22 protein-coding genes are annotated in these 24,336 nt (G+C 72.2%); 17 read left to right on the forward strand and 5 right to left on the reverse strand.

Translation table 11 applies throughout. From position 1 onward, the window contains the following. The first annotated feature begins 234 nt into the window (after positions 1–234). From FL583_RS19920 to FL583_RS19990, 15 genes are all read left to right on the forward strand, one after another. A complete protein-coding gene (locus tag FL583_RS19920; RefSeq protein ID WP_142706207.1) occupies positions 235–1,569 on the forward strand; it encodes an alanine racemase in 1,335 nt (444 codons plus the stop codon). A gap of 48 nt (positions 1,570–1,617) precedes the next feature. Further along, on the forward strand, positions 1,618–2,931 hold the full coding sequence (locus tag FL583_RS19925) for a diaminobutyrate--2-oxoglutarate transaminase family protein (protein ID WP_142706208.1): 1,314 nt from the start codon (positions 1,618–1,620) through the stop codon (positions 2,929–2,931). 50 nt (positions 2,932–2,981) lie between these two features. Continuing rightward, positions 2,982–4,673 (forward strand): IucA/IucC family protein, encoded by a 1,692-nt coding sequence (locus FL583_RS19930; RefSeq protein ID WP_142706209.1) that lies wholly within the window; start codon positions 2,982–2,984, stop codon positions 4,671–4,673. Then, positions 4,670–5,944, forward strand: a complete 1,275-nt coding sequence (locus FL583_RS19935) for a glutamine synthetase family protein (RefSeq protein ID WP_142706210.1) — start codon at positions 4,670–4,672, stop codon at positions 5,942–5,944. The genes FL583_RS19930 and FL583_RS19935 overlap by 4 nt, the downstream gene beginning before the upstream one ends. After that, on the forward strand, positions 5,925–7,349 hold the full coding sequence (locus FL583_RS19940) for a pyridoxal phosphate-dependent decarboxylase family protein (RefSeq protein WP_142706211.1): 1,425 nt from the start codon (positions 5,925–5,927) through the stop codon (positions 7,347–7,349). Before FL583_RS19935 ends, FL583_RS19940 begins: the two co-directional genes overlap by 20 nt. Further along, positions 7,346–9,094, forward strand: coding sequence for an IucA/IucC family protein (locus FL583_RS19945; protein ID WP_142706212.1), 1,749 nt, complete (start codon positions 7,346–7,348; stop codon positions 9,092–9,094). Before FL583_RS19940 ends, FL583_RS19945 begins: the two co-directional genes overlap by 4 nt. Continuing rightward, entirely contained in the window at positions 9,091–10,389 is a 1,299-nt protein-coding gene (locus FL583_RS19950; RefSeq protein ID WP_142706213.1) for a lysine N(6)-hydroxylase/L-ornithine N(5)-oxygenase family protein, read from the forward strand. The genes FL583_RS19945 and FL583_RS19950 overlap by 4 nt, the downstream gene beginning before the upstream one ends. A gap of 9 nt (positions 10,390–10,398) precedes the next feature. Beyond that, complete coding sequence (locus FL583_RS19955; RefSeq protein ID WP_142706214.1) at positions 10,399–11,586, forward strand: CaiB/BaiF CoA transferase family protein; 1,188 nt, start codon at positions 10,399–10,401, stop codon at positions 11,584–11,586. A gap of 30 nt (positions 11,587–11,616) precedes the next feature. Further along, positions 11,617–12,276, forward strand: coding sequence for a hypothetical protein (locus tag FL583_RS19960; RefSeq protein WP_142706215.1), 660 nt, complete (start codon positions 11,617–11,619; stop codon positions 12,274–12,276). A 46-nt stretch (positions 12,277–12,322) separates the two neighbouring features. Continuing rightward, the gene (locus FL583_RS19965; RefSeq protein WP_142706216.1) at positions 12,323–13,021 is read left to right on the forward strand and encodes a hypothetical protein; all 699 of its coding nucleotides are present in this window, start codon (positions 12,323–12,325) and stop codon (positions 13,019–13,021) included. Between the two features lie 77 nt (positions 13,022–13,098). Then, entirely contained in the window at positions 13,099–14,595 is a 1,497-nt protein-coding gene (locus FL583_RS19970; RefSeq protein WP_142706217.1) for a carboxyl transferase domain-containing protein, read from the forward strand. A 69-nt stretch (positions 14,596–14,664) separates the two neighbouring features. Beyond that, positions 14,665–15,573 carry a carbamate kinase gene (locus FL583_RS19975; protein WP_142706218.1) on the forward strand — a complete coding sequence of 303 codons (909 nt, stop codon included), beginning with the start codon at positions 14,665–14,667 and terminating at the stop codon, positions 15,571–15,573. A gap of 10 nt (positions 15,574–15,583) precedes the next feature. Then, positions 15,584–16,690, forward strand: coding sequence for a barbiturase (bar, locus tag FL583_RS19980; protein WP_142706219.1), 1,107 nt, complete (start codon positions 15,584–15,586; stop codon positions 16,688–16,690). Further along, the gene (locus tag FL583_RS19985; RefSeq protein ID WP_142706220.1) at positions 16,683–17,261 is read left to right on the forward strand and encodes a nucleotidyltransferase family protein; all 579 of its coding nucleotides are present in this window, start codon (positions 16,683–16,685) and stop codon (positions 17,259–17,261) included. The genes bar and FL583_RS19985 overlap by 8 nt, the downstream gene beginning before the upstream one ends. A 122-nt stretch (positions 17,262–17,383) precedes the next feature. Then, on the forward strand, positions 17,384–18,373 hold the full coding sequence (locus FL583_RS19990) for a TolB family protein (protein ID WP_142706221.1): 990 nt from the start codon (positions 17,384–17,386) through the stop codon (positions 18,371–18,373). Between the two features lie 264 nt (positions 18,374–18,637). Here the strand turns inward: FL583_RS19990 and FL583_RS19995 are convergent, their stop codons facing one another. From FL583_RS19995 to FL583_RS41780, 3 genes are read right to left on the reverse strand one after another with little or no spacing between them, the layout of a single operon-like run. Next, a complete protein-coding gene (locus tag FL583_RS19995; protein ID WP_142706222.1) occupies positions 18,638–19,717 on the reverse strand; it encodes a hypothetical protein in 1,080 nt (359 codons plus the stop codon). Beyond that, a complete protein-coding gene (locus FL583_RS41775; protein ID WP_240746747.1) occupies positions 19,714–19,968 on the reverse strand; it encodes a sigma-70 family RNA polymerase sigma factor in 255 nt (84 codons plus the stop codon). The genes FL583_RS19995 and FL583_RS41775 overlap by 4 nt, the downstream gene beginning before the upstream one ends. A gap of 9 nt (positions 19,969–19,977) precedes the next feature. Beyond that, on the reverse strand, positions 19,978–20,193 hold the full coding sequence (locus FL583_RS41780) for a sigma factor (RefSeq protein ID WP_240746748.1): 216 nt from the start codon (positions 20,191–20,193) through the stop codon (positions 19,978–19,980). Positions 20,194–20,275: 82 nt separating this feature from the next. Here FL583_RS41780 and cysS point away from each other — a divergent pair, with 82 nt between their 5' ends. Both cysS and rlmB read left to right on the forward strand, forming a co-directional pair. Further along, on the forward strand, positions 20,276–21,652 hold the full coding sequence (gene cysS, locus FL583_RS20005; RefSeq protein ID WP_142706223.1) for a cysteine--tRNA ligase: 1,377 nt from the start codon (positions 20,276–20,278) through the stop codon (positions 21,650–21,652). A gap of 15 nt (positions 21,653–21,667) precedes the next feature. Then, complete coding sequence (gene rlmB, locus FL583_RS20010; protein ID WP_142706224.1) at positions 21,668–22,651, forward strand: 23S rRNA (guanosine(2251)-2'-O)-methyltransferase RlmB; 984 nt, start codon at positions 21,668–21,670, stop codon at positions 22,649–22,651. Here the strand turns inward: rlmB and FL583_RS20015 are convergent. Beyond that, the gene (locus tag FL583_RS20015) at positions 22,604–23,140 is read right to left on the reverse strand and encodes a VanZ family protein (RefSeq protein WP_142706225.1); all 537 of its coding nucleotides are present in this window, start codon (positions 23,138–23,140) and stop codon (positions 22,604–22,606) included. The two genes, rlmB and FL583_RS20015, sit on opposite strands and share 48 nt — an antisense overlap. 68 nt (positions 23,141–23,208) lie before the next feature. Then, entirely contained in the window at positions 23,209–24,297 is a 1,089-nt protein-coding gene (locus tag FL583_RS20020; RefSeq protein WP_142706226.1) for an ABC transporter ATP-binding protein, read from the reverse strand. Between the last annotated feature and the right edge of the window lie 39 nt (positions 24,298–24,336).

Raw genomic sequence — 24,336 nt, forward strand, 5'->3', positions numbered from 1 at the left:
GGGCTCCGGGGCTATCGACGGGGCTCCCTGGTGCAGGGAGCAGCGGTCGCCTTCGTGAGGGACTCGGTTCCGGCACGGCCGGCCCGATCGGGTCGCCGCGCCGCACCTCGGCTCTTCGGCGTTACTCGTGCTCACTCCACCATCCTGACTCACTCCCGCACGCACAACGCCGGGACGTCCGAACTGTCGTTGTTCGCGTAGCCTCCCGAACGAGAGACCGACGGAAGGACAACGGTGGAACTGCCCCGGTCGTTCGCGGGTGCCCCCGCCCTACCGATCGACGCCGTCCCGACGACCGTCCGCGCCGCCGCCCTCGCCTCCCGCGGGTCCGGCGAACCGGTCGGCGGCTACCTCTACGACCTCGCCGCCGCCCAGACCCGAGCCACCGCCCTCGTCGACGCCCTCCCCGGCACCGCGACGGTGTGCTTCGCGGTCAAGGCCAACTCGTACCCCCCGCTGCTCGCCGCCCTCGCCGAGCGGATCCACGGCTTCGAGGTCGCGAGCGTCTCCGAAGCCCGCCTCGCCGTCGCCGCCGCCCTCAAAGCCGGAACGACGCCCCGACTCGTCGCGTCCGGCCCGGCCAAGAACCCGGCGATGCTGGCCGGCCTCCTCGGCCCGGAGATCCCCGACGGCGCGCTCACGGTCAACGTCGAGAGCCTGCTCGAACTGCACCGCCTCTCGCGCGCCGCCGTCGCCGCCGGACGTCACGCCCCCGGCCGCGAGGTCCCGGTCGCCCTCCGGGTCAACCCGCGAACGAGCCCACTCCGGATCGAACACACCCACGGCCTCACGATGGGCGGCCTGCCCAGCCCGTTCGGCATCCCCGAGCCCGAGATCCCCCGGGTCCTGCGCGCGCTCGGCTCGCTGCCGGGCGTCCGCTTCAGTGGCTTTCACCTGCACGCGGTGAGCGGCAACATGGACGCCTCCCGCCACGCGGACTACGTCCGCGGGGTCGTGGACTGGTCTGTCCGCACCGCGGACGAGCACGGCCTCCACCTGCGGACGATCGACGTCGGTGGCGGGCTCGGGATCCCGTTCGAACCCGGGCCCGAGTTCGACGTCGCGGCCTTCGGAGCCGCCCTGCCCGACCTGGGGGACGTCGAGCTCGTCCTCGAACCCGGCCGCTGGATGACCGGACCGATCGGCTGGTACGCGACCGAGGTCGTGGACGTGAAGCACTCCTACGGCGAGGTGTTCGTCGTGGTCCGCGGCGGCATCAACCACTTCCAGCTCCCCACCTCCTGGGAGATCCGGCACAACTTCGCGGTGCTGCCGGTGGACGACTGGCCGGTCGGCCTGCCCCGCCCGTCGGCCGAGCGCGTGCCGGTCATGGTCTCCGGTGAGCTGTGCACCCCCGAGGACGTGCTCGCGCGCGAGGTCACGGTCGAGTCGGTGCGGGCCGGTGACCTGCTGATCTTCCCGAACGCCGGGGCCTACGGGTTCGAGTTCGCGATGCCCGCGTTCCTCGGCCAGCCGCCGGCCTGGCGAACCGCGCTGATCCGCCCGGACGGTCCGACCCTGAGACCGCGTCCGGCGAGCCGAGTTGACGACCTGACGAACTTCCGCTGAGGTTAGGCAAGCCTAAGTCCACATCGACCTCAGGGGAGTCCCCCCACCATGACCGTGCTCAGCCAGGTCGACGGAATACTCGCCCGCCAAGCCGCCCGGGAGTCCTCGGCCCGGACGTACGCGAGACACTTCCCGATCGTCCCGGTCCGCGGCGAAGGCATGACGATCCACGCCGCGGACGGCCGGACCTATCTGGACTGTCTGTCCGGAGCGGGCACGCTCGCGCTCGGGCACAACCACCCGGTCGTCGTCGACGCGATCCGGCGGACGGTCGACTCCGGCCGGCCGCTGCACACGCTCGACTTGTCGACACCGGAGAAGGACGAGTTCGTCACCGAGCTGTTCGCAACGCTGCCGGACACCGGCTACAAGATCCAGTTCTGCGGCCCGGCCGGCACCGACGCGGTCGAGGCGGCGATCAAGCTCGCCCAGACCGCCACCGGCCGGACCTCGGTCGCCGCGTTCACCGGCGCCTACCACGGCATGACGCTGGCCGCGATGTCCGCGTCCGGGGGCGTGGCCGCGCGCACCGGGACGAACCTCGACGTCGTCCGGCTGCCGTTCCCGTACCCCTACCGGTGCCCGCTCGGCCTCGGCGGGGTCGCCGGCGAACACGCGTCGGCCGCCTATGCGGAACGCCTGCTCGACGACCCCAACAGCGGCGTGCCGCTCCCGGCCGCGATGCTGGTCGAACCCGTGCAGGGCGAGGGCGGGGTGATCCCCGCTCCGGACGACTGGCTGCGCCGTCTGCGCACGCTCACCCAGCAGCACGGCGTCCCCCTGGTGGTGGACGAGATCCAGACCGGCGTCGGCCGCACCGGGACCATGTGGGCGCACGAGCGGGCCGGCATCCGGCCGGACGTCGTCGTGGCCTCGAAGGCGATCGGCGGCGGACTGCCGCTCGCGGTCGTCCTCTACCGCGAGGACCTCGACGTGTGGGAGCCCGGCGCGCACGCCGGGACGTTCCGCGGGAACGTCCTCGCGATGGCCGCGGGAGCGGCCACGCTCCGGTTCGTCCGGGAGAACGACCTGGCCACGGCGGCGGCAACGAACGGCGCGCGGCTCCGCGACGGTCTGGAGAAGCTGACCCACCCGGCGATCGGGGACGTCCGCGGGCGCGGGCTGATGCTCGGCGTCGAACTCGTCGACCCGGACGGGGTGCCGGACCACCTCGGCGCCCGCCCGGCCGCGTCCGCGCTGGCCGGACGGGTCCGGACCGAGTGTCTGCGGCGGGGTCTGCTCGTTGAACTGGGTGGCCGGCACGACGCGGTGCTGCGCCTGCTGCCCCCGCTGACGATCACCGAGCCCCAAGTCGACGCGGTCCTCGACCGCCTCGCCGACGCCTTGCGCGCTTGCGAGTGAACGCACTCACCCCTTGCCAGACCGGGGTGGGTGCGAGGGAGTGTCTAGGGATGCAAACCACTGATCGCGCCTGGCGCGAGGCCGGGCACGCGCTCCTCGTGCGTGCGCTGGCCGAGCTGTCCTACGAGGACATGCTCTCGCCCGAGCCGCTGGGCGACGGTGCCTACCGCGTTTCGCTGGCGGCCGAGTACACGTTCCGCGCGGTACGCGGCGGGTTCGAGAGCTGGCGGATCGATCCCGGGTCGGTCCGGCGCAACGGCGTGCCGGCGTCCGACCCGATGGAGTTCCTGGTCGACGCGCGGTCGGCGTTGGGGCTGGACGGGCCGACCACGGCCGAGGCGCTGCGCGAGCTGGTGGCGACCTGGTCGGCCGACGCGCTGCTCCGGCGGTCGCTGCCGACCGCGTCCGGGCTGGCCGACGCGTCGTACGTCGATCTCGAGCAGGCCCAGGGCGGTCACCCGGCGATGGTCCTCAACAAGGGCCGGCTCGGCTTCACCGCCTCCGACGCCGAGGCCTACGCGCCCGAGGCGGGCCGCACGCTCCGGTTGACCTGGATCGCCGTGCATCCATCGCTGGGGGTCTCCGCGGGGGTTTCTCTGGCCGACGAGCTCGATCCGGACACCACGGCCGCGTTCGCGTCCCGCGCGCCGGACGGGTACGTCTGGCTCCCGGTCCACCCGTTCCATCTGGACGTGGCGGTCCGCCCGTTGTTCGCGCCGTACCTGGCCGACGGACGGATCGTCGAACTGGGTGAGGCTCCGGACCGGTACCGGGTGCTGGCGTCGGTGCGCACGCTGGTGAACGTCGACCACCCGGCCAAGTTCCACGTGAAGGTGCCGCTGCTGATCCGGAACACGCTGGTCTGGCGGGGGCTGCCGGCCGGCCCGACGGCCGGGGCGCCCGCGGTGTCGGCCTGGCTGCACGCGCTGCAGGCGTCGGATCCGTTCCTGGCGTCGCACGTGGACCTGCTGGGTGAGGTCGCGTCGGTCGCGGTGCGCCACCCGCTGTTCGACCGGATCCCGGACGCGCCGTACCGGTACCACGAGCTGCTCGCCGCGGTCTGGCGCGAGCCGGTGGAGACGTATCTGCGGCCCGGCGAGCGGGCCCGGTCGCTGGCGTCGCTGCTGGTGACCGGCTCCGACGGGGTCGCGCTGGTGGCCGAGCTGGTCGCACGGTCGGGCCTCTCGGCGGTGTCCTGGGTGCGGACGTTGCTGCGTGTCGTGCTGGCCGCGCCGCTGCACGCGCTGCACGTCCACGACCTGGCGTTCTGTCCGCACGGCGAGAACACCGTCGTGGTGTTCGGGCCGGACGACGTCCCGGTGCGGACGATGCTCAAGGACTTCGCCGAGGACGTGAACCTGCTGCCCGGGCGGGTGTACCCGGGGTTGCCGCCCGAGGCCGACCGGCTGCTGCCCCGGTGGTCGGAGGGGGAGCTGGCGCACTCGATCGTCACCGCGGTCTTCGCCGGGGTGTTCCGGCCACTGGCGGTGCTGGTGGGGCCGCTCGGGATCTCCGAGCCGGAGTTCTGGGGCCTGGTGCGGGAGGCGGTGGAGGAGTACTTCGAGGCGGTGCCGGAGGCGGCGGCCCGGCGGAAGGAGTACGGGCTGACCGCGGACCGGGTCGAGCGGATCTGCCTCAACCGCGAGCAGCTCACCGGCGGCGGGTTCCACGACCGGGCCGAGAAGGAGGAGTTCGAGATCGTCTCCGGGACGGTGCCGAACCCGCTGGTGGTGCACGGGTGAGTGCGCTGGCCGAGGCGGCCGAGGTGGTGCTCGCGCTGCCGGACCTGTACGGCCGGCTGGTGGGGACCAGGCTGGCCGGTGACTTCTTCCGCGCCGAGGTGGCCGCGGCCGGATACGGCGGGTGCGACTACCTGCTCTCGGCCGACGTCGACCTGCGGGCCTTCTCGTCGTACGCGGGTTCCTACGGTGACCTGGTCCTCCGGCCCGACCTGGGCACCGCCCGGCCGTTGCCGTGGCGGGACGGGGCCGTTCTGGTGCTGGCCGACGCGGTCTCCCGTTCCGGGGAGCCGGTGCCGGTGGCGCCCCGCCAGGTCCTCCGCTCGCAGCTGGCCCGGCTGGCGTCCCAGGGGTTGACCGCGTTCGTCGGCACCGAGCTGGAGTTCCTGGTGTTCTCGGAGTCGTACCGGGACGCGTTCACCGCCGGGTACGCCGGGCTGAGCACCGCGTCCAGGCACAACTCCGACTACGCGCTGACCGGCCTGGGGGAGATGGACGACCTCGTCGGTCGTCTGCTGCGAGGGATGGCCGAGGCCGGGCTGCGCCTGGAGTCCGCGCGCGGGGAGGTGCACCCGGGCCAGTACGAGATCGTGTTCCGCTACGCGGAGGCGCTGTCGGCCTGCGACGCCCACGTCTTCTACAAGATGGGCGCGAAGCAGATCGCCGAGGCCAGTGGGCGCGCCCTGACGTTCATGCCGAAGTACGACGCGGGCGAGGGCAACTCGTGCCACGTGCATTTCTCGCTCCGGGAAGATGGCCGTCCTTCACTGGGCGATTCGGCGTTGGGCCAGTTCGGGGAGCACTTCCTCGCCGGGGTGCTGGCCTGCGCACCGGAGCTGACGCTGCTGAGCGCGCCGACGATCAACGCGTACAAGCGGCTGGCCCCGGAGGCGTTCGCGCCGACGTCGGCCACCTGGGGCTACGACGACCGGACCCGGGCGATCCGGGTCGTGGGGACGGGCTCGTCGCTGCGGCTCGAACACCGCATCGCCGGTGGGGACGCGAACCCGTACCTCGTGGTGGCGGGGATCGTCGCGTCGGGCCTCTACGGCGTCGAGCGGTCGCTGCCGTTGGCCCCGCCGAGCGCTGACGGTTCGCCGCTGCCGCGGACCCTGGAGTCGGCGGCCCGGCTCTGGCGGGAGAGCGCGGTGGCGCGGGCCGCGTTCGGCGACGAGGTCGTCGATCACCTGGCGGCGGCCGCGGACGCGGAGCTGTCGGCTTTCGCCAACACGGTCACGGACTGGGAGCGCCAACGTGCCTTCGAACGCCTCTGAATCGGCGGCCCTGGCCGGGCGGGACAGTGCTGTGCTCGCCGAGTTGCTGCGGGTAGCGCTGGATGCCCTGGCCGCCGGCGCCCGCGACCGAGGCGGTCCGGCGCCGGCCGGAACGCCGGCCGTGCTCGACGCGGCCTGGCGCAACGCGCTCGGCGGTGCTCCCGGGGCCGAAGCCTTGCGGGAGCTCGTCCGGGTGTTCGCGGCCGGGTCGGTGGATCCGGCCGACCCCTGGTGTGCGGCCCATCTGCACACGCCCCCGTTGGCGCTGGCCGTCGCGGCCGACCTGGCCGCCTCGGCGCTCAACCCCTCGCTCGACTCCTGGGACCAGGCCCCGATCGCCACCACGCTCGAACCCGCCGTCATCGCCGAGCTCGCCGCGCTGGCCGGCTTCGACCCGGCCACGGCCAGCGGCGTCGTCACGACCGGTGGCTCCGAGTCGAACCTGCTCGGGCTCCTGCTGGCCCGGGAGAGAGCGATCCCGGGCGCGGTCCGCACCGGCCTTCCGGCCGGCCGCTACCGGATCTACGGCTCCGCGGTGACGCACTTCTCCGTCCACCGCGCCGCCGGGCTCCTCGGCTTCGGCGAAGACGCCGTCGTCCCGGTCGACACCGGGCGCGACCACCGGCTCGACCCCGACGCCCTCGACCGCGCGCTCACCGCCACGACCGACCACCCGATCGCGATCGTCGCCACCGCCGGTACCACCGACCTCGGCGCGATCGACGACCTTCCGGCCATCGCCGAGGTGGCGGCAAAGCACCGGGTCTGGCTCCACGTCGATGCCGCCTACGGCGGGGGAGCCCTCTTCTCCGAGCGCCTGGCGCCACTGCTCAGCGGCCTCGAACGAGCCGACTCCGTCGGCCTCGACCTGCACAAACTCGGCTGGCAACCGGTCGCGGCCGGCATCTTCCTCACCTGCTCGGCCACCAACCTCACCGCGCTCGCCCGCCGCGCCGAGTACCTCAATCCGGCCGACGACGAGGACGCCGGGTACACGAGCCTGCTCGGCCGCTCGCTGCGCACGACCCGTCGCCCCGACGCGCTCAAGATCGCGGTCACCCTCCGGGCGCTGGGCCGCGACGGCCTCGGCCGGCTCGTCGACCGTTGCTCGGCGCTGGCCCACCACGCCGCCGCGGCCGTCGAGGCCGAGCCCGCCCTCGAGCTCTACCAACCCCCGGTGCTCACCACGGTCGTCTTCCGTTACCGGGCGTCCGACGAGGTCAACGCCCGGCTGCGCCGTGCGTTGCTGGCCGCCGGCCGGGCGGTCGTCGGCCGGACCGAGATCGACGGCCGCGTGTGGCTCAAGCTCACCCTCCTCAATCCGGACGCCACGGAGGCCGACGTCGACGGGCTGCTCGCGGCCGTACTCGACGCCGGAGCGGCGGAACTCAAGGCGGTGCGATGACCGAACCCGACATTCTGAACCGGCTTCTCGGGGACATCCCCGACCAGAGCCGGACCCCGAGAACCGGCGCGCCCACGACCGAGGGCGTCGCCAACTCGCTCGCGGTCCAGGCGCTGTTGCGCTGCTGGCTGCGCGAGGCCCGCGCCCCGGTCGCGCACGCCGGGGACACGCTGCGGATTCCGCTCCAGGTCGCCGGCGTCACGGTCGCCGCCGACGTGCGCTACCGCTCGCCGACCGGCTGGCACCGGTTCGGGCCGGCCCGGTTCCCGTCCGGCGTCAACGTGGACGCCACCGTGCTGGCCGCTCTGCTGGCGGCCGAGGCCAACTCGCACGGCTCCCCGAGCGACCTCGTCGAGCAGGTCATCGACTCCACCCGCCGGCTCGACCGCTACGTGCGGGCCCGGGCCGCCACCCCGAACGGCGACCCGGAGTCCCCGTTCCTGGTCGCCGAGCAGGCCCTCGTCGCCGGCCACCCCCTGCACCCGACGCCGAAGAGCCGCCCCGGGCTCTCCGACGTCGACGAGCTCGGCGCCGCTCCCGAGCTGCGCGGTGCGGCGCCGCTGCACTGGTTCGCGGTCGACCGGACGCTGATCCGGCACGGGTCGGCGACCGGCACCTCGGCGCTCGACCTGATCGCCTCGCTCGCGCCCCCGGGCGTGCACCAGCCCGCCGGTACCGCGCTGGTCCCGGCCCACTTCCGCCAGGCCCGCTCGCTGCTGGCCCGGGCCGACGTCCAGGACCTGATCGGCGACGGGCGCGTCTACGACCTCGGCCCGGGCGGCCCGGCCTGGTCGTCCACGTCGTCGGTGCGGACGCTCTACCGCGCGGACGCCCGGCTGATGCTCAAGCTCTCGCTGGGCGTCCGCATCACGAACTCGCGGCGGGAGCACCTGATACCGGAACTGATCCGCGGGGCGGAGGCGTACCGGCTGGTGGAGGCCGGCCTCGGCCGGCTGTTGTCGGCCGAGCACCCGCGGTTCCGGATCCTCGGGGACCCGGCCTGGGCCGCGGTGCCCCTGCCGACGGAAGACCCGGCCGGGCAGGTCGCGCTGGCGGTGAGCCTGCGCGACAACCCGTTCGGGCCGGACGCCCGGGTGGCCTGCGTCGCCGGGCTGGTCGCGGAGCGACCCGACCTGCACGACCAGCGGTCGGCGCTGACCGTGCTGATCGAGGGCCTGGCCATCGGACGTCCGGCCGCCGCCGTCGCGGTCGAGTGGGTCCGCCGCTACGTGGACGAGGTGATCGCGCCGGTGGCCTGGCTGCACGGCGTCCACGGGCTCGGGCTGGAGGCGCACCAGCAGAACACGCTGGTGACGCTCGACCCGGCGGGCTGGCCGGTCGGCGGCTGGTACCGCGACAACCAGGGGTACTACCTGTCGCCGACCCGGGCCGGCGTCCTGCGTGCGCTGGTGCCCGGCCTCGGCGTGGACAGCGACGCGACCAACCCCGACGACGTCATCGACGAGCGGGTGACCTACTACGTCGGCGTGAACAACCTGCTCGGGCTGATCGGCGCGATCGGGTCGGCCGGGCTCGCCGAGGAGAACGTGCTGCTGCGGGCGGCCGTGGCCGCGCTCGAATCGCACCGCTACGGCTTCATCAACACGCTGCTGGACGCTCCCGAGCTGCCGTGCAAGGCGAACCTGCTGACCCGGGTCGCCGGGCTCGACGAGCTGATCGGGCCGGTGGAGACGCAGTCGGTGTACGTCCGGATCCCCAACCCGCTCTGGGAGGTACGCAGGTGAGTGAGCCGTACGACGTGCTGGGCATCGGGATCGGGCCGTTCAACCTGTCGCTGGCCGCGCTGGCCGAGCCGCTGCCGGGTCTCCGCTCGATCTTCTTCGACGGACGACCGGGCTTCTCCTGGCACCCCGGCATGATGATCGAGGGCGCGACGCTCCAGGTGCCGTTCCTCGCCGACCTGGTGACGCTGGTCGATCCGCGCAGCCGCTGGTCGTTCCTCTCCTACCTGCAGGAACGCGACCGGTTGTTCCCGTTCTACTTCGCCGAGCGGTTCCACGTCCCCCGGGCCGAGTACGACGACTACTGCCGCTGGGTGGCCGAGTCGCTGCCGTCGTGCCGGTTCGGACGACAGGTCGACTCGATCGCATGGGACGCCGACGCGCAGCTGTTCGTCGCCGAGGTCTACGACGTCCACACCGCGCAGACGTCGTTCGTCCGGGCGCGCAACGCGGTGCTGGGCGTCGGTACCGAGCCGGTCGTGCCGGCCGTCCTGCGTCCGCTGCTGGGCAAGGAGGTGTTCCACTCGGCGGAGTTCCTCGACCGCCAGGAGTCGCTGCGCGGAGCGCAGGACGTCACGATCCTCGGGTCCGGGCAGTCGGGCGCCGAGGTGCTGCTCGACCTGCTCCGGTCGCAGCGGGACGCCGGGTACCGGCTGCGCTGGCTCACCAAGGCACCGGCGTTCGCGCCGATGGAGTACTCGAAGCTCGGCCTGGAGCACTTCACGCCGGACTACACCCGGTACTTCCGGTCGCTGCCGTCCTCGGTACGCGACGCGCTCGTGCCGTCGCAGTGGCAGCTCTACAAGGCGATCGACGCCGACACGATCGACGCGATCCACACCGAGCTCTACGACCGGACGGTCGCGGGCGGCACCGTGCCGCTGACGATGTCGCCGAACGTCGAGGTCGTGGGGGCGTCCAGGGGGCCGGACGGGATCACGCTGGAGTGCCGTGAGCTGCTGCAGGAGCGGTCCGTGTCGCTGCGCACCGACGTCGTGATCGCCGCGACCGGCTACGCGGCCCGGCCGCCGCTGTGCCTGGCCCCGCTGGAGTGGTCGATCGACCGCGACGACGCCGGGCGGTTCCGGATCGACGGCGACTACCGGGTGGCTCTGGATCCGGCGGTGACGGGCGGGCTCTACGTCCAGAACGCGGAACTGCACACGCACGGCGTCGGGACGCCCGACCTCGGGCTGGGCGCGCACCGCGCGGCCACGATCCTGAACGCGCTGACCGGCCGGGAGGCCTACCGGCTGCCGTCCCGAGCCGCCTTCACGACGTTCGGCCTGGACTCCTAACCTGGTCCGATGGGATCGAACGGACCGTTGGACGGCGTGCTCGTGGTCGACCTGTCCCGAGCGCTGGCCGGGCCGCACGCGGCGATGATGCTCGGCGATCTCGGCGCCCGCGTCATCAAGATCGAGAACCCGGACGGCGGCGACGACACCCGGTCGTGGGGGCCGCCGTTCGTCGGGCCCGACGACTCGATCTCGACGTACTTCCTGTCGTGCAACCGCAACAAGGAGTCGGTGACGCTCGACCTGAAGTCGGACTTCGGGAAAGAGACGCTGCGGAAGCTGATCGCTCGGGCCGACGTGCTGGTCGAGAACTTCCGGCCGGGAGTGCTCGACCGGCTGGGCTTCTCCACTGACCGGCTGCACGAGTTGAATGCCCGGCTGGTGGTGCTGAGCATCACCGGGTTCGGGCACGACGGGCCCGAGGGCGGGCGGGCCGGGTACGACCAGATCGCCCAGGGCGAGGCCGGTCTGATGTCGCTGACCGGGCCGTCGGCCGACGAGCCGACGCGGGTCGGCGTCCCGATCGGTGACCTGCTGGCCGGCATGTACGGCGCGTACGGCGTGGTGGCGGCGCTGCACGAGCGGAACGAGACCGGCCGCGGACGGGTGGTGCGGACGAGCCTGCTGGCGGCGATCGTCGGCGTGCACGCGTTCCAGGGGACGCGGTACACGGTCGCTCACGAGGTGCCGCACGCGTCGGGGAACCATCACCCGTCGATCGCGCCCTACGGGTTGTTCCACTGCGCGGACGGCACGCTGCAGATCTCGGTCGGGAGCGAGGCGCTCTGGCGTCGTTTCATCGCCGCGTTCCCGTCGCTGGATCGGCCGGAATTCGGCTCGAACCCGCAGCGGGTCCGGGCTCGCGAGGCGGTGATCGCCGCGGTCGACCAGGTTTTCGCTGGGTGGAACCTGGCTGATCTGCTTCCGAAGCTCGCGGAGATCGGGATCCCGGCCGGTGAGGTGCGGACGCTCGACCGCGTCTACGAGTGGGATCAGACCAGGTCGCAGGGGTTGATGGTGGACGTCGAGCACTCGGTGCTGGGGTCGATCACGCTGCCTGGGCCGCCGCTGCGGTTCGATGCGAATCCCTTCGCCGGTGGGCGCCCGGTCAACGATGCACCGCCCACCCTGGGTGAGCACACCGACACAGTCCTGGCATGGCTGGAGGAACCACAGCAAGTCGCCGATCCGGAGTAAGCGCGTCAATTGACGGGCATGCTCGTTTCCATGAGACGGGGCGTGCTCGGATTGCTGGTGCTGTTACTCGCAGCGGCCTGCGCTCCCGCGGACGGCACGTTCCAGCACCTGCAGGCGGTCTCGGTATCGCTGGAGGACCGCACCTCGGCGACGCTCGACGTCCGCCTGTCGGCGGAGAACGTCCGGGTGAAGGTCGCGGACCTCGACGACCTGCTGCTCAGGGCCGTCGTCAAGCGCGGCGACGGCTCACCGTCGGCCACCGTCGTCGGGGACGACGTCACGGTGGCCGGCAGCGGCACGAACTTCGAGCTGACGCTCAGCAGCCGGGTCCGGTGGACGCTGACGTTGTCGGGCGGGGCGTCGGCGGTGGACGCCGATCTGCGCGGATCCCGGCTCACCAGCCTGAACGTGCCGGCCGGGGTGTCCCGGGCTTCGCTGTGGCTGCCCGCGCCGGCCGGGGACACGTCGGCCACGCTCTCGGGCGTCGGCACCGCGAACGTGTACGTGCCGAACGGCGTCCCGACCCGGCTGACGTGCCGCAGCGGCGGCGGGACGGTCACCGTCGACGGCGTCGAGAGCAGTGGGGTGCAGGCGGGTCGCCTCTGGACACCGGCCGGCTGGGACGGGGCCCGGAACCGCTACGACCTGTCGGTGGGCGGCTTCGGAAAGCTGACGCTCGGCCGGTCATAGGGCGCGCCATTCGTCGCGGAGCGGAAGCCGCCCTAGAGTCTGCGCCATGTCGAACGCCTTCTCCAACGAGGATGTCGCCGCGGCCGCCGAGGTGCTGGCCGAATCCATCCGGCGACATGCCGCGGTCATGGTCGACTCGGACGCTCCGGTCCGGGACGCGCTGGGCGCGATCGAGGCGCTCCGCACCTCGGCCCGCCGATACGAAGAGGTCATCTTCGGGACGTCCGGCTGGGGTCCCGTCTTCGCCGACCTGGACGAGGACGACTTCGATGAGGACGACGAGCACGACCACGACCACGAACACGACCACGTCGTCGAGCACGGCACCACGCCCCCGATGGCGGTGACCGTCCGGGCCCGCTACGACTACCTGATCCCCGACCCCGACGCCCTGATCCGGGCCGGCCAGCTGGCCCGGATGCGCTCCTGGGACGGCGACCCGCACGGCGCCGAACCGGTGGCCGGCGTCGGCGAGGCGATCTACGAGCTCTTCCACCTCTCCGGGGCCACGTTCCCGGCTCTCGAAGTGGGCGAGCTTGAGCCCGGCAGCGGCTTCATGACCGTCCACCACACCGCGGCCCCCCTCGAGCCCGACGACGTCGTCGGGCCGGGCGTCGATCTGGAAGAGCTGTTGATCAGCGACGAGGAGGACGAACTCCTCTACGACCTGGCCGAGCCGCGGTACGCGACCCGCGAGGAGGCGGAAGAGGCCGGACGTCGTCTGGAGAGCGACGAGGGGATGTGACATCGGCCCGTCTGAACCGATTCCGGTAAGCATCACGGGTGCATGATCGAGGTTCTCTCCGACGCCGAGGAGGACCTGTGGGCCGACGCCGTCTTTCCGCTCGAGAACTGATCGACAGCGCGCTCGACCAGGACAGCTGGGAGTCGTGGGACGCGGCCGTCACCGACCCGGCCGGAGCCGACGACGAGTACCGGGCGGCGCTGGCCGCCGCCCGCGAGAAGACCGGCGTCGACGAGGCCGTCCTCACCGGCGCGGGCCGGATCCGGGGACGGCGGGTCGCCGCGGTCGTCGGGGAGTTCCGGTTCCTGGCCGGGTCGATCGGCGTCGCGACCGCCCGCCGGGTGGTCGCCGCGGTCGAACGGGCGACGCGCGAGGGGCTGCCGCTGATCGCCGCCCCCACGTCCGGCGGCACCCGGATGCAGGAGGGCACGGTCGCGTTCCTGCAGATGGCGAACATGACCAGGGCGGTGACCGCGCACAAGGCGGCCGGCCTGCCGTACCTGGTCTACCTGCGGCACCCCACCACCGGGGGAGTGTTCGCGTCCTGGGGCTCGCTCGGCCACGTGACGGTCGCCGAGCCCGAGGCGCTGGTCGGGTTCCTCGGTCCCCGGGTCTACGAGCTGCTCAACGGGCGCGAGTTCCCGGCCGGCGTCCAGACCGGCGAGAACCTCTTCCGGCACGGGCTGGTGGACGCGGTGCTGCCGCCCGAACAGGTCACCGACCTGGCCGCGCGGACGCTGGAGATCCTCTGCACGCCCCGGACCGGCCTGCCCCGCCCCTCCGACGTTCCGCGCGAGGAGCTGGCCGACGTGCCGGCCTGGGAATCCGTCACCCGCTCGCGACGCGTCGACCGGCCGGGCGTCCGTCGTCTGTTGAAGCACGCGGCTCAGCCGGTGATCCCGCTGCACGGGACCCAGCAGGGCGAGATCGGATCGGGGATGCGGCTGGCGCTGGCGCGCTTCGGCGCGGCGCCAGCCGTCGTCCTGGGGCAGGACCGTCGGGGACAGACGGCGGAGAGCCCGCTCGACCCGGGCGCGCTGCGGACCGCCCGACGGGGGATGAGGCTGGCCCAGGAGCTGCGGTTGCCGCTGGTGACGATCATCGACACACCGGGCGCGGCGCTGTCCAGGGAGGCCGAGGAGGGTGGGCTGGCCGGCGAGATCGCCCGCTGCCTGGCCGACCTGATCGAACTGCCGACACCGACGCTGTGTGTGCTGCTCGGCGAGGGCACCGGGGGAGGGGCGCTGGCGCTGCTGCCGGCCGACCGGGTGATCGCGGCCGAGCACGCCTGGCTGTCGCCGCTGCCGCCCGAGGGCGCCTCGGCGATCGTCCACCGGACCACCGACCTGGCGCCCGAGATGGCCGCCGCCCAGGGCGTGCGCTCCCGCGACCTGCTGGCCAACGGGATCGTCGACCGGATCGTCGCCGAGCACCCGGACGCGGCCGACGAGCCCGAGGCGTTCCTGGCCCGGCTCGGGCGGGTGATCGAGCACGAGCTGGTCGGTCTGCTGGAGCTCGAGCCGGAGAAACGGGTGGCCGCCCGCACGGACAGGTACCGCCGTATCGGAGGCTGACAGCGAATCGGTGGCCTTTGGGCGAGTGTTGACAATGTCCGGGCGCCCCGGACTTCCTACGCTCGCCCCATGCGGGTCGTGATCGCTCTGGGCGGCAACGCGATGACCTCCTCGGACGGGCGGGCCCGGCCGGAGGACCAGATCGCGGCGATTCGCCGCGCCGCCGGCCCGATCGCCGAGGTGATCGCGAGTGGGGCGCAGGTCGTGCTCACCCACGGCAACGGTCCCCAGGTCGGGAACCTGCTGGTCAAGAACGAGATGGCGGCCCACGTGGTGCCGCCGGTGCCGCTGGACTGGTGCGGGGCCCAGACCCAGGGCACGGTCGGTTTCGTCCTGCTCAACGAGCTGGAGGCGGCCGGACCGGTCGCCGCCGTCGTCACCCGGGCGCTCGTCGACGCGCACGACCCGGGCTTCATGAACCCCACCAAGCCGATCGGCCGCTATCTCAGCAGCACCGAGGCCGCGGTGATGATCCAGCACGGCCAGCGCTGGGAAGACCGGGGCGAGCGCGGCTGGCGCCGGGTCGTCGCCTCGCCGGAGCCCCGGGCGATCCTCGACGCCCCGTCGATCGCGACTCTGCTCGACGCCGGTTACACGGTGGTGTGCAACGGCGGCGGGGGCATCCCGGTCGTGCGCGACCCCGACGGGCGGCTGCGAGGCGTCGAGGCGGTCATCGACAAGGACCTCGGTGCGGCTCTGCTGGCGAATACGCTGAAGGCCGACACGCTGGTGATCGCCACCGACGTCGACGCGGCCGTGGTCGGCTGGGGCACGCCTTCGGCGCGCCCGCTGGGTGAGATCGGGGTCGTCGAGCTGCGCCGGCTGGCCGCCGAGGGCCATTTCGCCTCCGGCTCCATGGGTCCGAAGGTCGAGGCGGCCTGCCGGTTCGCCGAGAACGGTGGCCGCTCGGTGATCACCTCGCTCGATTCCATTGCGGACGCCGTGCAGCGCGCCGTCGGCACGGTAGTGACCAACTAGAGGAGACGCAGTGCCCGAGGCCATCGAAGTACGCAAGGTCCCGATCCTGAACGTCAGCGACGCGTCGGGCCTCGCTCAGCTCATCGACGACAAGGTTCTCGACGCCGACCGCGTGATCGCGGTGATCGGCAAGACCGAGGGCAACGGCGGCGTCAACGACTACACCCGGATCATCGCCGACCGGGCGTTCCGCGAGGTGCTGGTCGAGAAGGGCACCCGCAGCGCCGACGAGGTCAAGCAGATCCCGATCGTGTGGTCGGGCGGTACCGACGGGGTGTTGTCCCCGCACGCGACGATCTTCGCCACGATCCCGGCGGAGTCCGTCGTGCCGACCGACGAGCCCCGCCTCACGGTCGGCTTCGCGATGAGCGAGGTGCTGCTGCCCGAGGACATCGGCCGGGTCGCGATGATCGAGAAGGTCGCGGCCGCGGTGAAGGTCGCGATGGAGCGCGCGGGCATCACCGACCCCGCCGACGTGCACTACGTCCAGACCAAGACCCCGCTGCTGACGATCTCCACGATCCGGGACGCGAAGAGCCGCGGCAAGACCGTCTGGACCGAGCACACGCACGAGTCGATGGACCTGTCGAACGGCACGACCGCGCTGGGGATCGCGGTCGCGCTGGGCGAGATCGAGATGCCGACCGACGCCGACGTCATGAACGACCGGTCGCTCTACTCGTCGGTGGCGTCGTGTTCTTCCGGGGTCGAGCTCGATCAGGCCCAGGTCGTCGTCGTGGGCAACGCGCGCGGGGTCGGCGGCCGGTACCGGATCGGGCACGGGGTGATGAACGACGCGCTGGACGCGGACGGGATCTGGTCGGCGATCCGGTCGGCGGGGCTCGATCTGCCCGAGCGGCCGCACCCGTCGGACCTCTCCGATCGCCTGGTGAACGTGTTCCTCAAGTGTGAGGTCTCGCAGGACGGCGTGGTGCGTGGGCGCCGGAACGCGATGCTCGACGACTCCGACGTCCACTGGCACCGGCAGATCAAGGCGACGGTCGGTGGCGTGACCGCGGCGGTGACCGGTGACCCGGCGGTGTTCGTCTCGGTGTCCGCGGCTCACCAGGGCCCCGACGGCGGTGGCCCGGTCGCCGCGATCGTCGACCTTGGCTGATGTAGTCGACGGTGGGGTAGTCGGCGGTGGGGTCGTCGGGATAGTGCTCGCGGCCGGGGCCGGACGTCGCTTCGGGCGGCCGAAGGCCCTGGTCTCGTTCCGGGGCGTGCGGCTGGTGGACCGCGCGGTGGCGCTGCTGCGCGACGGCGGGTGCTCCCCGATCCTGGTGGTGGCCGGTGCGGCGCCGCTGACCGTCGCCGGTGCGACCGTCGTCGACAACCCCGGGTGGGACGAGGGCATGGGCTCCTCGGTGCGCGCCGCGCTGGCGGTGGCCGAGGGTGGTGCGGCCGTGCTCGTCCCGGTCGACACCCCGTACCTCGGTCCGGACGCCGTCCGCAGGCTGATCTCGGCGTACCGCGACGGCGCGACCGTGGCCGTCGCGACCTACGGCGGCAAGCGTGGCCATCCCGTGCTGATCGCGGCCGAGCACTGGCCCGCCGTGCGCGAGACCGCCGTCGGCGACGTCGGAGCCCGCGCGTTCCTGGCCGCCCACCGAGAACTGATCACCCCGGTCCCCTGCGACGACACCGGCCGCCCCGACGACGTGGACACCCCTGACGCTTTAGTGTGACTTGCCCTATACCACCGAATTACTCTCCGAAAACCTGCAAGGGAGTGCGGAGGGCGCCGACAGGTAGCGCGAAGGGTGCGGGCGGGGGCCCGACAGGGCCGGTACGACGGGGGAGCAGGGACATGCGGCGGACGATCATCTCAGCGCTTCGGGCCACGACCACCGTGGGCGGCGCCCTCGTCGGTGTGGCGCTCGCGCTGACCAGCCCGGCGCTCGCTAGCCCGGCGCTCGCTGCTCAGGCCGGCGCCGCCGGCTTCCCCGACGCCGTCCAGGCCGGCTCCACGTGGACCGCCCGGACCGGCGGCCGGATGCTCGTCGACAACGGCGCGGACATGGACCAGCTCTCGGCCGGCGGGAAGCAGACACTGCTCGCCGGTGAGGCCTACGAGCGCAAGTACGGCTCGTACTCGAAGGACGGCGCCAAGATCGTCTACTCCGACCAGGGCACGAAGGGCTTCGGCGCCCAGATCTGGAGCATGGACTCGAGCGGCCGGAACCGCCGCCAGCTCACCTCGCTCGACACCGAGGCGTTCGGCCCGGAGCTCTCGCCCAACGGCAAGAAGATCGCGTTCCAGACCCAGGGCGCGATCTGGGTGATGAACGCCGACGGCACCGGCTCCCGCAAGCTCTCCACCGACGGCTACTACTACGGCACCGGCATCAGCTGGGCCCCCGACAGCGCGAAGTTCGTCGTCACCCGGGGCCAGATCGACGAGCGCAGCGGTGAGCCGTACCAGCTCGAGATCGTCACGATGAACGCCGACGGCTCCGGCGAGACCGCGCTGACCAAGTCCGGCGGCGACAAGAACAGCCCGGCCTGGAGCCCCGACGGCAGCACGATCGTCTTCAGCTACACGACCACCAAGGCCCAGCAGCAGGGCGACACCTACGACCTCTGGACGATCAAGTCCAACGGCAACGGCCTCAAGCAGCTCACCCACACCAAGAACGTCAGCGAGCAGGACACGGTCTGGGCGCCCACCGGCGCGGCGATCGCGTACGCGTCCTGGGCCGAGCAGACCGAGACCAGCCCGCGCGTGATGAAGGCCAAGGCCGACGGCACCTCGGTGACCTCGCTCGACGCCACCGGCTACCCGACCGCCTGGAGCTGAGCCTCGATGTGTGCCCACCCCCGCCGCCCGTCGGGTTACCGCCGCCCGGCGGCCAAGCGCCCGGTCTCCCGGCGCCCCGCCTGCCGCGCGGCCGGTTCGACCCGCCCGCCCGAGCGTCGGCACCTGCCACCGCCGACGAAGCCCCTGACCTGAGGAGGTGATCGCTCGAAGACTCACACCACGCCACAGAGTCACTGCGTCGATACGGCCGGGCCGGTTCGGTTACCGAACCGGCCCGGCTCGAGCGTGACTCCCCGCTGCAGTTCAGGAGCTCCAGGTCGACGGATACCGCATCTTCCCGGTCATCCGGAAGCTCGCGACGATGCTCTCGGCCAGCTTCCGGGCCGACCCGGTCTTCTCCGCTGTCTTCCGCTCCGGCCGGGGCTGGACTTGGACGAACGTCTCCGGCTGGGCCTGGAAACTGTAGAAGTCCCGGCCGTCGACGTGGTCCACGTCGACCGTCCAGGGCCCGATCCGGCGGTCGGGCGACAACCCGGCGGTGACCGTGTCGACCAGGACGTCAGCGCCCGGCCCCACCCCGTCCTCGGCCGGGAACACCAAGCTGAAGGAGGAGGCGCCGTCCGGCCGGCTCAGCCGGTCGTAGTGCGCGATCTCCAGCCGGGTGAGCGGGACCTTCGGGCGGGTCATCGTGAACGGGAGCAGGGTCGGCTGCTCGGCGTCCAGCCGGAGCGTCTCGGCGATCCGGGCCGCGATCTTCATCGCGTCACCGACGTCCCACAGGGTCACCGAGCCGACCGCACCGGGCGCCCAGGTGAAGCGCAGCTCGCCCGCCCGGTTGTCGCCGGCCGCGATGTCCCGCGGGTACCAGGTCGACGGACGTCCCAAGACCGTGGGCCCGGCGACGTGATCACCGGGGCGGGGGTCGCTGGGGCGGGCCGGGCCTCCCATCGGCGCCGTCGGAACCAGCGGGGCACCCCGGGCGGCCAGGTAGACGTCGATCTCCCGGCCGGAGGTCGAGTCCTTCGTCGTCTGGTAGCGGACGCCGGGCGCCTCCAGCTGCTGACGCCAGCGGTCGAACCCCGGCGGGAGGAAGCCGATCCGCAGCCGGGTCGTGGCCGGATCGAACGACGGCGGCGCCGACCGGGCCGGTTCGGGGGCCGGCCGGGCCGGTGGTCCCGGACGGTCGAGCAGTCCGGCCGACGCCAGCGCCACAGTTGCGGTCACCACCAGCACCAGAGCCGCCGCCGCGGCGACGACCAGCCGTTGCCGCCGCCGCCGTAGCCGTTCCGCGGTCTCGGCCGCCCGGTAGGAGTCGACGGTGGTCTCGGCCGGGGTGTCGGTCGCCACCTGGGCCAGCACCTCACGCAGCAGGTTCGGGTTCATCGCTGGATCGCCTCCTCGGGCAGGGCGCGGCGCAGCGCCGCCAGGCCCCGGGCGGTGTGACTCTTGACCGTGTTCACCGGGCAGCCGAGCGCGGCTGCCGTCTCGTCCACCGAGAGGTCTGCGTAGTAGCGGAGCACCAGCGCAGCGCGTTGTTTCGGGGGGAGGGCAGCCAGCGCGGCCCGCAGGGCCACGCCGGCCTCCGCGTCCGGCCGGGGCGCGGCCGCCTCCGGCACCCGGTCGACCAGCACCACCCGGCGGGCCTAGCCACCGCGTCTCTCGCTCAGGAAGACCCGGACCAGCACGGTCCGGGCGTAGGCGTCCCGGTTGGTCCGGATCCGGTCCCAGCTCAGGTACAGCTTGACCAGCGCGCTCTGGACGAGGTCGTCGGCGCGGTGCCCGTCCTGGCAGAGCACGTACGCGAGGCGCCGCAGCGCGGGCAACGCGGTGCGGACGTAGTCGTGGTAGTCGTCGGCCACGCTCGTAAGAGGTAGTCGGGTCATCCACAGGTTGCAGTCGAGCGCGAAATGAGGGTGCGCCGTCCGCGTAGAATTCTGCGGCGTGACGCTCCGTCTCCACGACACCGCCAGCAGGTCGACCCGCGAGTTCGTCCCGATCAAGCCGGGACACGTCGGGATCTACCTGTGTGGGCCGACGGTGCAGTCACCGCCGCACATCGGGCACCTGCGCTCAGCGGTCAACTACGACGTGCTGCGCCGCTGGCTGGCCCGGTCCGGCTACGCGGTCACGTTCGTCCAGAACGTCACCGACATCGACGACAAGATCCTCAACAAATCGGCCGGTACCGACACCGAATGGTGGGCGCTCGCCTACGAGAACGAGCGGGCGTTCTCGGCCGCCTACGCGGCGCTCGGTTGCTTGCCGCCGACGATCTCACCCCGGGCCACCGGCCACGTGCCCGAGATGATCGAGCTGATGAAGCTGCTGATCGAGCGCGGCCACGCCTATGCGTCCGAGGGCGACGTCTACTTCGACACGCTCTCCTACGCCGCTTACGGCGCGCTGTCCGGGCAGCGGCTCGACCACATGCAGGGTGACGGCGCCGATGAACATTGCAAGCGCGACGCCCGCGACTTCGCGCTCTGGAAGGGCCGCAAGCCCGGCGAGCCCGATACCGCGTCCTGGCCGACGCCCTGGGGCCCGGGCCGCCCGGGCTGGCACCTGGAGTGCTCGGCGATGGCCGGCCGCTACCTCGGCGAGGCCTTCGACATCCACGGCGGTGGCCTCGACCTGGTGTTCCCGCACCACGAGAACGAGATCGCGCAGTCCAAGGCGGCTGGGTTCGGGTTCGCGAACTACTGGGTGCACCACGCGCTGCTCAACCTCGGGCCCGAGAAGATGAGCAAGTCGCTCGGCAACGTGATCGACCTGCCGCACGTGCTGAACCTGGTCCGCGCGGTCGAGGTCCGGTACTACCTGGCGACGCCGCACTACCGCTCGACGATCGACTACAGCGAGGAGTCGCTGCTCGAGGCGGCCCAGGGCTACCGGCGCATCGAGAACTTCGTCCAGCGCGCAGCCGAGCGGGTCGGGGCCGTTTCCGGAGCGCTGAGCCCGGCGTTCACCGCCGCGATGGACGACGACCTCGGAACGCCCGCGGCCATCGCGTCCGTGCACGAGGCAGTGAGGGTGGGGAACTCGGCGCTGGCCGACGGCAACGACGCTGCGGCGACGCAGGCGTTGGCCGAGGTCCGTGGCGGTCTGGAGGTCTTCGGTCTCGATCCGCTGGCGCAGGCCGACGGCTCGGCCGACGATCTGCGGGGTGTCGTGGACTCCTTGGTGGCGGTCGCGCTCGAGCAGCGGCAGGCCGCTCGCGGGCGGAAGGACTACGGGGCCGCGGACAGCATCCGGGATCAGCTCAAGGACGCCGGTATCGTGGTCGAAGACACTCCAGCGGGTCCACGCTGGACCCTTTGAACCCAAGGTTGAAGCATGCCCGGCAATAGTCCGCGTCCGAACCGCCGCAAGGCAGGCACCAAGAAAGGCGCGGTCGTCGGATCGGGCGGTCAGCGGCGCAAGGGGCTGGAAGGCAAGGGCCCGACGCCCAAGGCGGTCGACCGGTTCAAGCACGTCGCGGCCCGGAAGGCGGCGGCGGCGCGCAAGGCCAACCCGCCCAAGAACGGCGACCGTCCCCGCACCGCGGCCGGCCGGCGCGCTCAGGGCACCCGGGAAGGCGCCGAGTTGCTGGTCGGCCGCAACCCGGTGGTCGAGGCGCTGCGGGCCGAGATCCCGGCCAGCGCGCTGTTCATCGCCCAGGGCGTCGACGTCGACGAGCGGATCAACGAGGCGGTGCAGACCGCGGGTGACCGCGGGCTGTCGATCCTCGAGGTCAGCCGCACCGAGCTCGACCGGATGACCGGCGGGGTCCTGCACCAGGGCATCGGCCTGAAGGTGCCGCCGTACTCGTATGCCGACCTGCCCGACGTGCTGTCCTCGGCGAGCGGCACCCCGCTGCTGGTCGCTCTCGACGGCGTCACCGACCCGCGCAACCTCGGTGCGGTCGTGCGCTCGGCCGCCGCCTTCGGCGCCTCCGGGGTCATCCTCCCGGAGCGGCGCGCGGCCGGGATGACCGCCACGGCCTGGCGGACGTCGGCCGGCGCGGCGGCCCGTGTGCCGGTCGCTCGCGTCACGAACCTCACGCGGACGCTCCGGTCGCTGCAGGATCAGGGCTTCACGGTCCTGGGTCTGGACGCCGACGGGGACGTCGATTCCGACTCGCTGGACGTCGGCACCGACCCCGTGGTGATCGTGGTCGGCTCCGAGGGGCGCGGGCTGTCCCGGCTGGTGGGGGAGGCCTGCGATCAGCTGGTCTCGATCCCGATGACCAGCGACACCGAGTCGCTGAACGCGTCGGTCGCGGCCGCGGTGCTACTGGCGGACGTAGCGCGGCAGCGGCGTCAGGCTGCGCACGACTAGCCCGAGCACGAGGCCGATCAGCAGCCCGTAGACGTTGTCGGCGACGTCGCGGGTGTCGCAGAAGCGGTTCAGCGGCAGCGTCCGCTGGGCCGCTTCGATGCCGATCGGGATGAGGACGCCGAAGGCGGCCAGCGTGAGTGGGATCTTGACGTTCTTGCCGGTGAGCGCGGTGAAGATCCCGAGCGGGACGAACATCCAGACGTTGAGGCTGCGGCCGTTGATCGAGCCGGTGAACGGCCACGGCACCCAGTCGGGCTCCCAGCCGGCCCGGATGCAGCCCCAGCCCTGCCAGGGGTTGGCGAACGGCGCCGGGGCCGGCGTCAGCGTGACGATCGCGATGCCGGCCAGGCTCAGCAGGAGCCCGGCGGCGACGACCGGGTGGGTGCCGAGCTTGCGGACGATCGGCCGCCAGCCGACGGCGGCGATCAGGAGCACGACCACGGCGATCGGCACGATGCGTAGCAATTCACGGATGATGCTGCCGGCCAACGCTCAGTTCCCCCAGGTAAGCAGAAAGGCCCGCACCTCAGTGCAGGCCTTTCCGACTTTACTGTGCGTCAGTCGAGGCGCTTGCCGCTCTCGGCGTGGAACACGTGCACCGCGTCCTTGTCGAGCTGCAGGTGCACGGTGTCGCCGATCACCGGGATCTTGCGACCGTCGGTGCGGGTCACGATCCGCGTGTCGTCGCCACCGATCTCGGCGTGGCCGTACACGTAGGCGTCCGAGCCCAGCTCTTCGACCAGGTCGACGACGACCGGCAGCCCGGTGCCGTCGGACACCAGGTCGATCGCTTCCGGCCGGAAGCCGATCGTGACGTTCTTGGAGCCACCCTCACCCGCGCCCGCGACCTGCTCGCGGGTGAGCGGAACCACGATCGAGCCCAGCTGGGCACCCTCGTCGGTCAGCGGGACCGTCTTGAGGTTCATGGCCGGGGAGCCGATGAAGCCCGCGACGAACGCGTTGCCCGGACGGTCGTACAGCGAGCGCGGGGTGTCGCACTGCTGCAGCAGGCCGTCCTTGAGCACCGCGACCCGGTGGCCCATCGTCATGGCCTCGACCTGGTCGTGGGTGACGTAGACGGTCGTGATGCCGAGGCGCTTCTGCAGGGCGGCGATCTGCGAACGGGTCTGGACACGCAGCTTGGCATCCAGGTTCGAGAGCGGCTCGTCCATCAGGAAGACCTGCGGCTCACGGACGATCGCGCGACCCATCGCGACACGCTGACGCTGACCACCGGAGAGCGCCTTCGGCTTGCGGTCGAGGTATTCCTCGAGGTCCAGCAGCTTGGCGGCGTCGCGGACCTTGTCGGCGATCTCCGACTTCGGCGTCTTCTTGAGCTTCAGCGCGAAGCCCATGTTCTCCGCGACGGTCATGTGCGGGTAGAGCGCGTAGTTCTGGAACACCATCGCGATGTCGCGGGCCTTCGGAGGGAGGTTCGAGACGTCCTTGTCGTTGATGAGGATCGCGCCCTCGTTGACGTCTTCCAGGCCGGCCAGCATCCGGAGCGACGTCGACTTGCCGCAACCCGAGGGACCGACCAGAACGAGGAACTCGCCGTCCTGGATCTCGAGGTTCAGCTTGTCGACCGCGGGCTTGGTGGAGCCGGGGTAGATACGGCTCGCCCCCTGGTACGTGACAGTTGCCATCGTGCAGTCCTTTCCACCGGCAGGAACGTGCCGGACGAT

The sequence above is a fragment of the Cryptosporangium phraense genome (genome assembly GCF_006912135.1).
Taxonomy (GTDB): Bacteria; Actinomycetota; Actinomycetes; order Mycobacteriales; family Cryptosporangiaceae; genus Cryptosporangium; species Cryptosporangium phraense.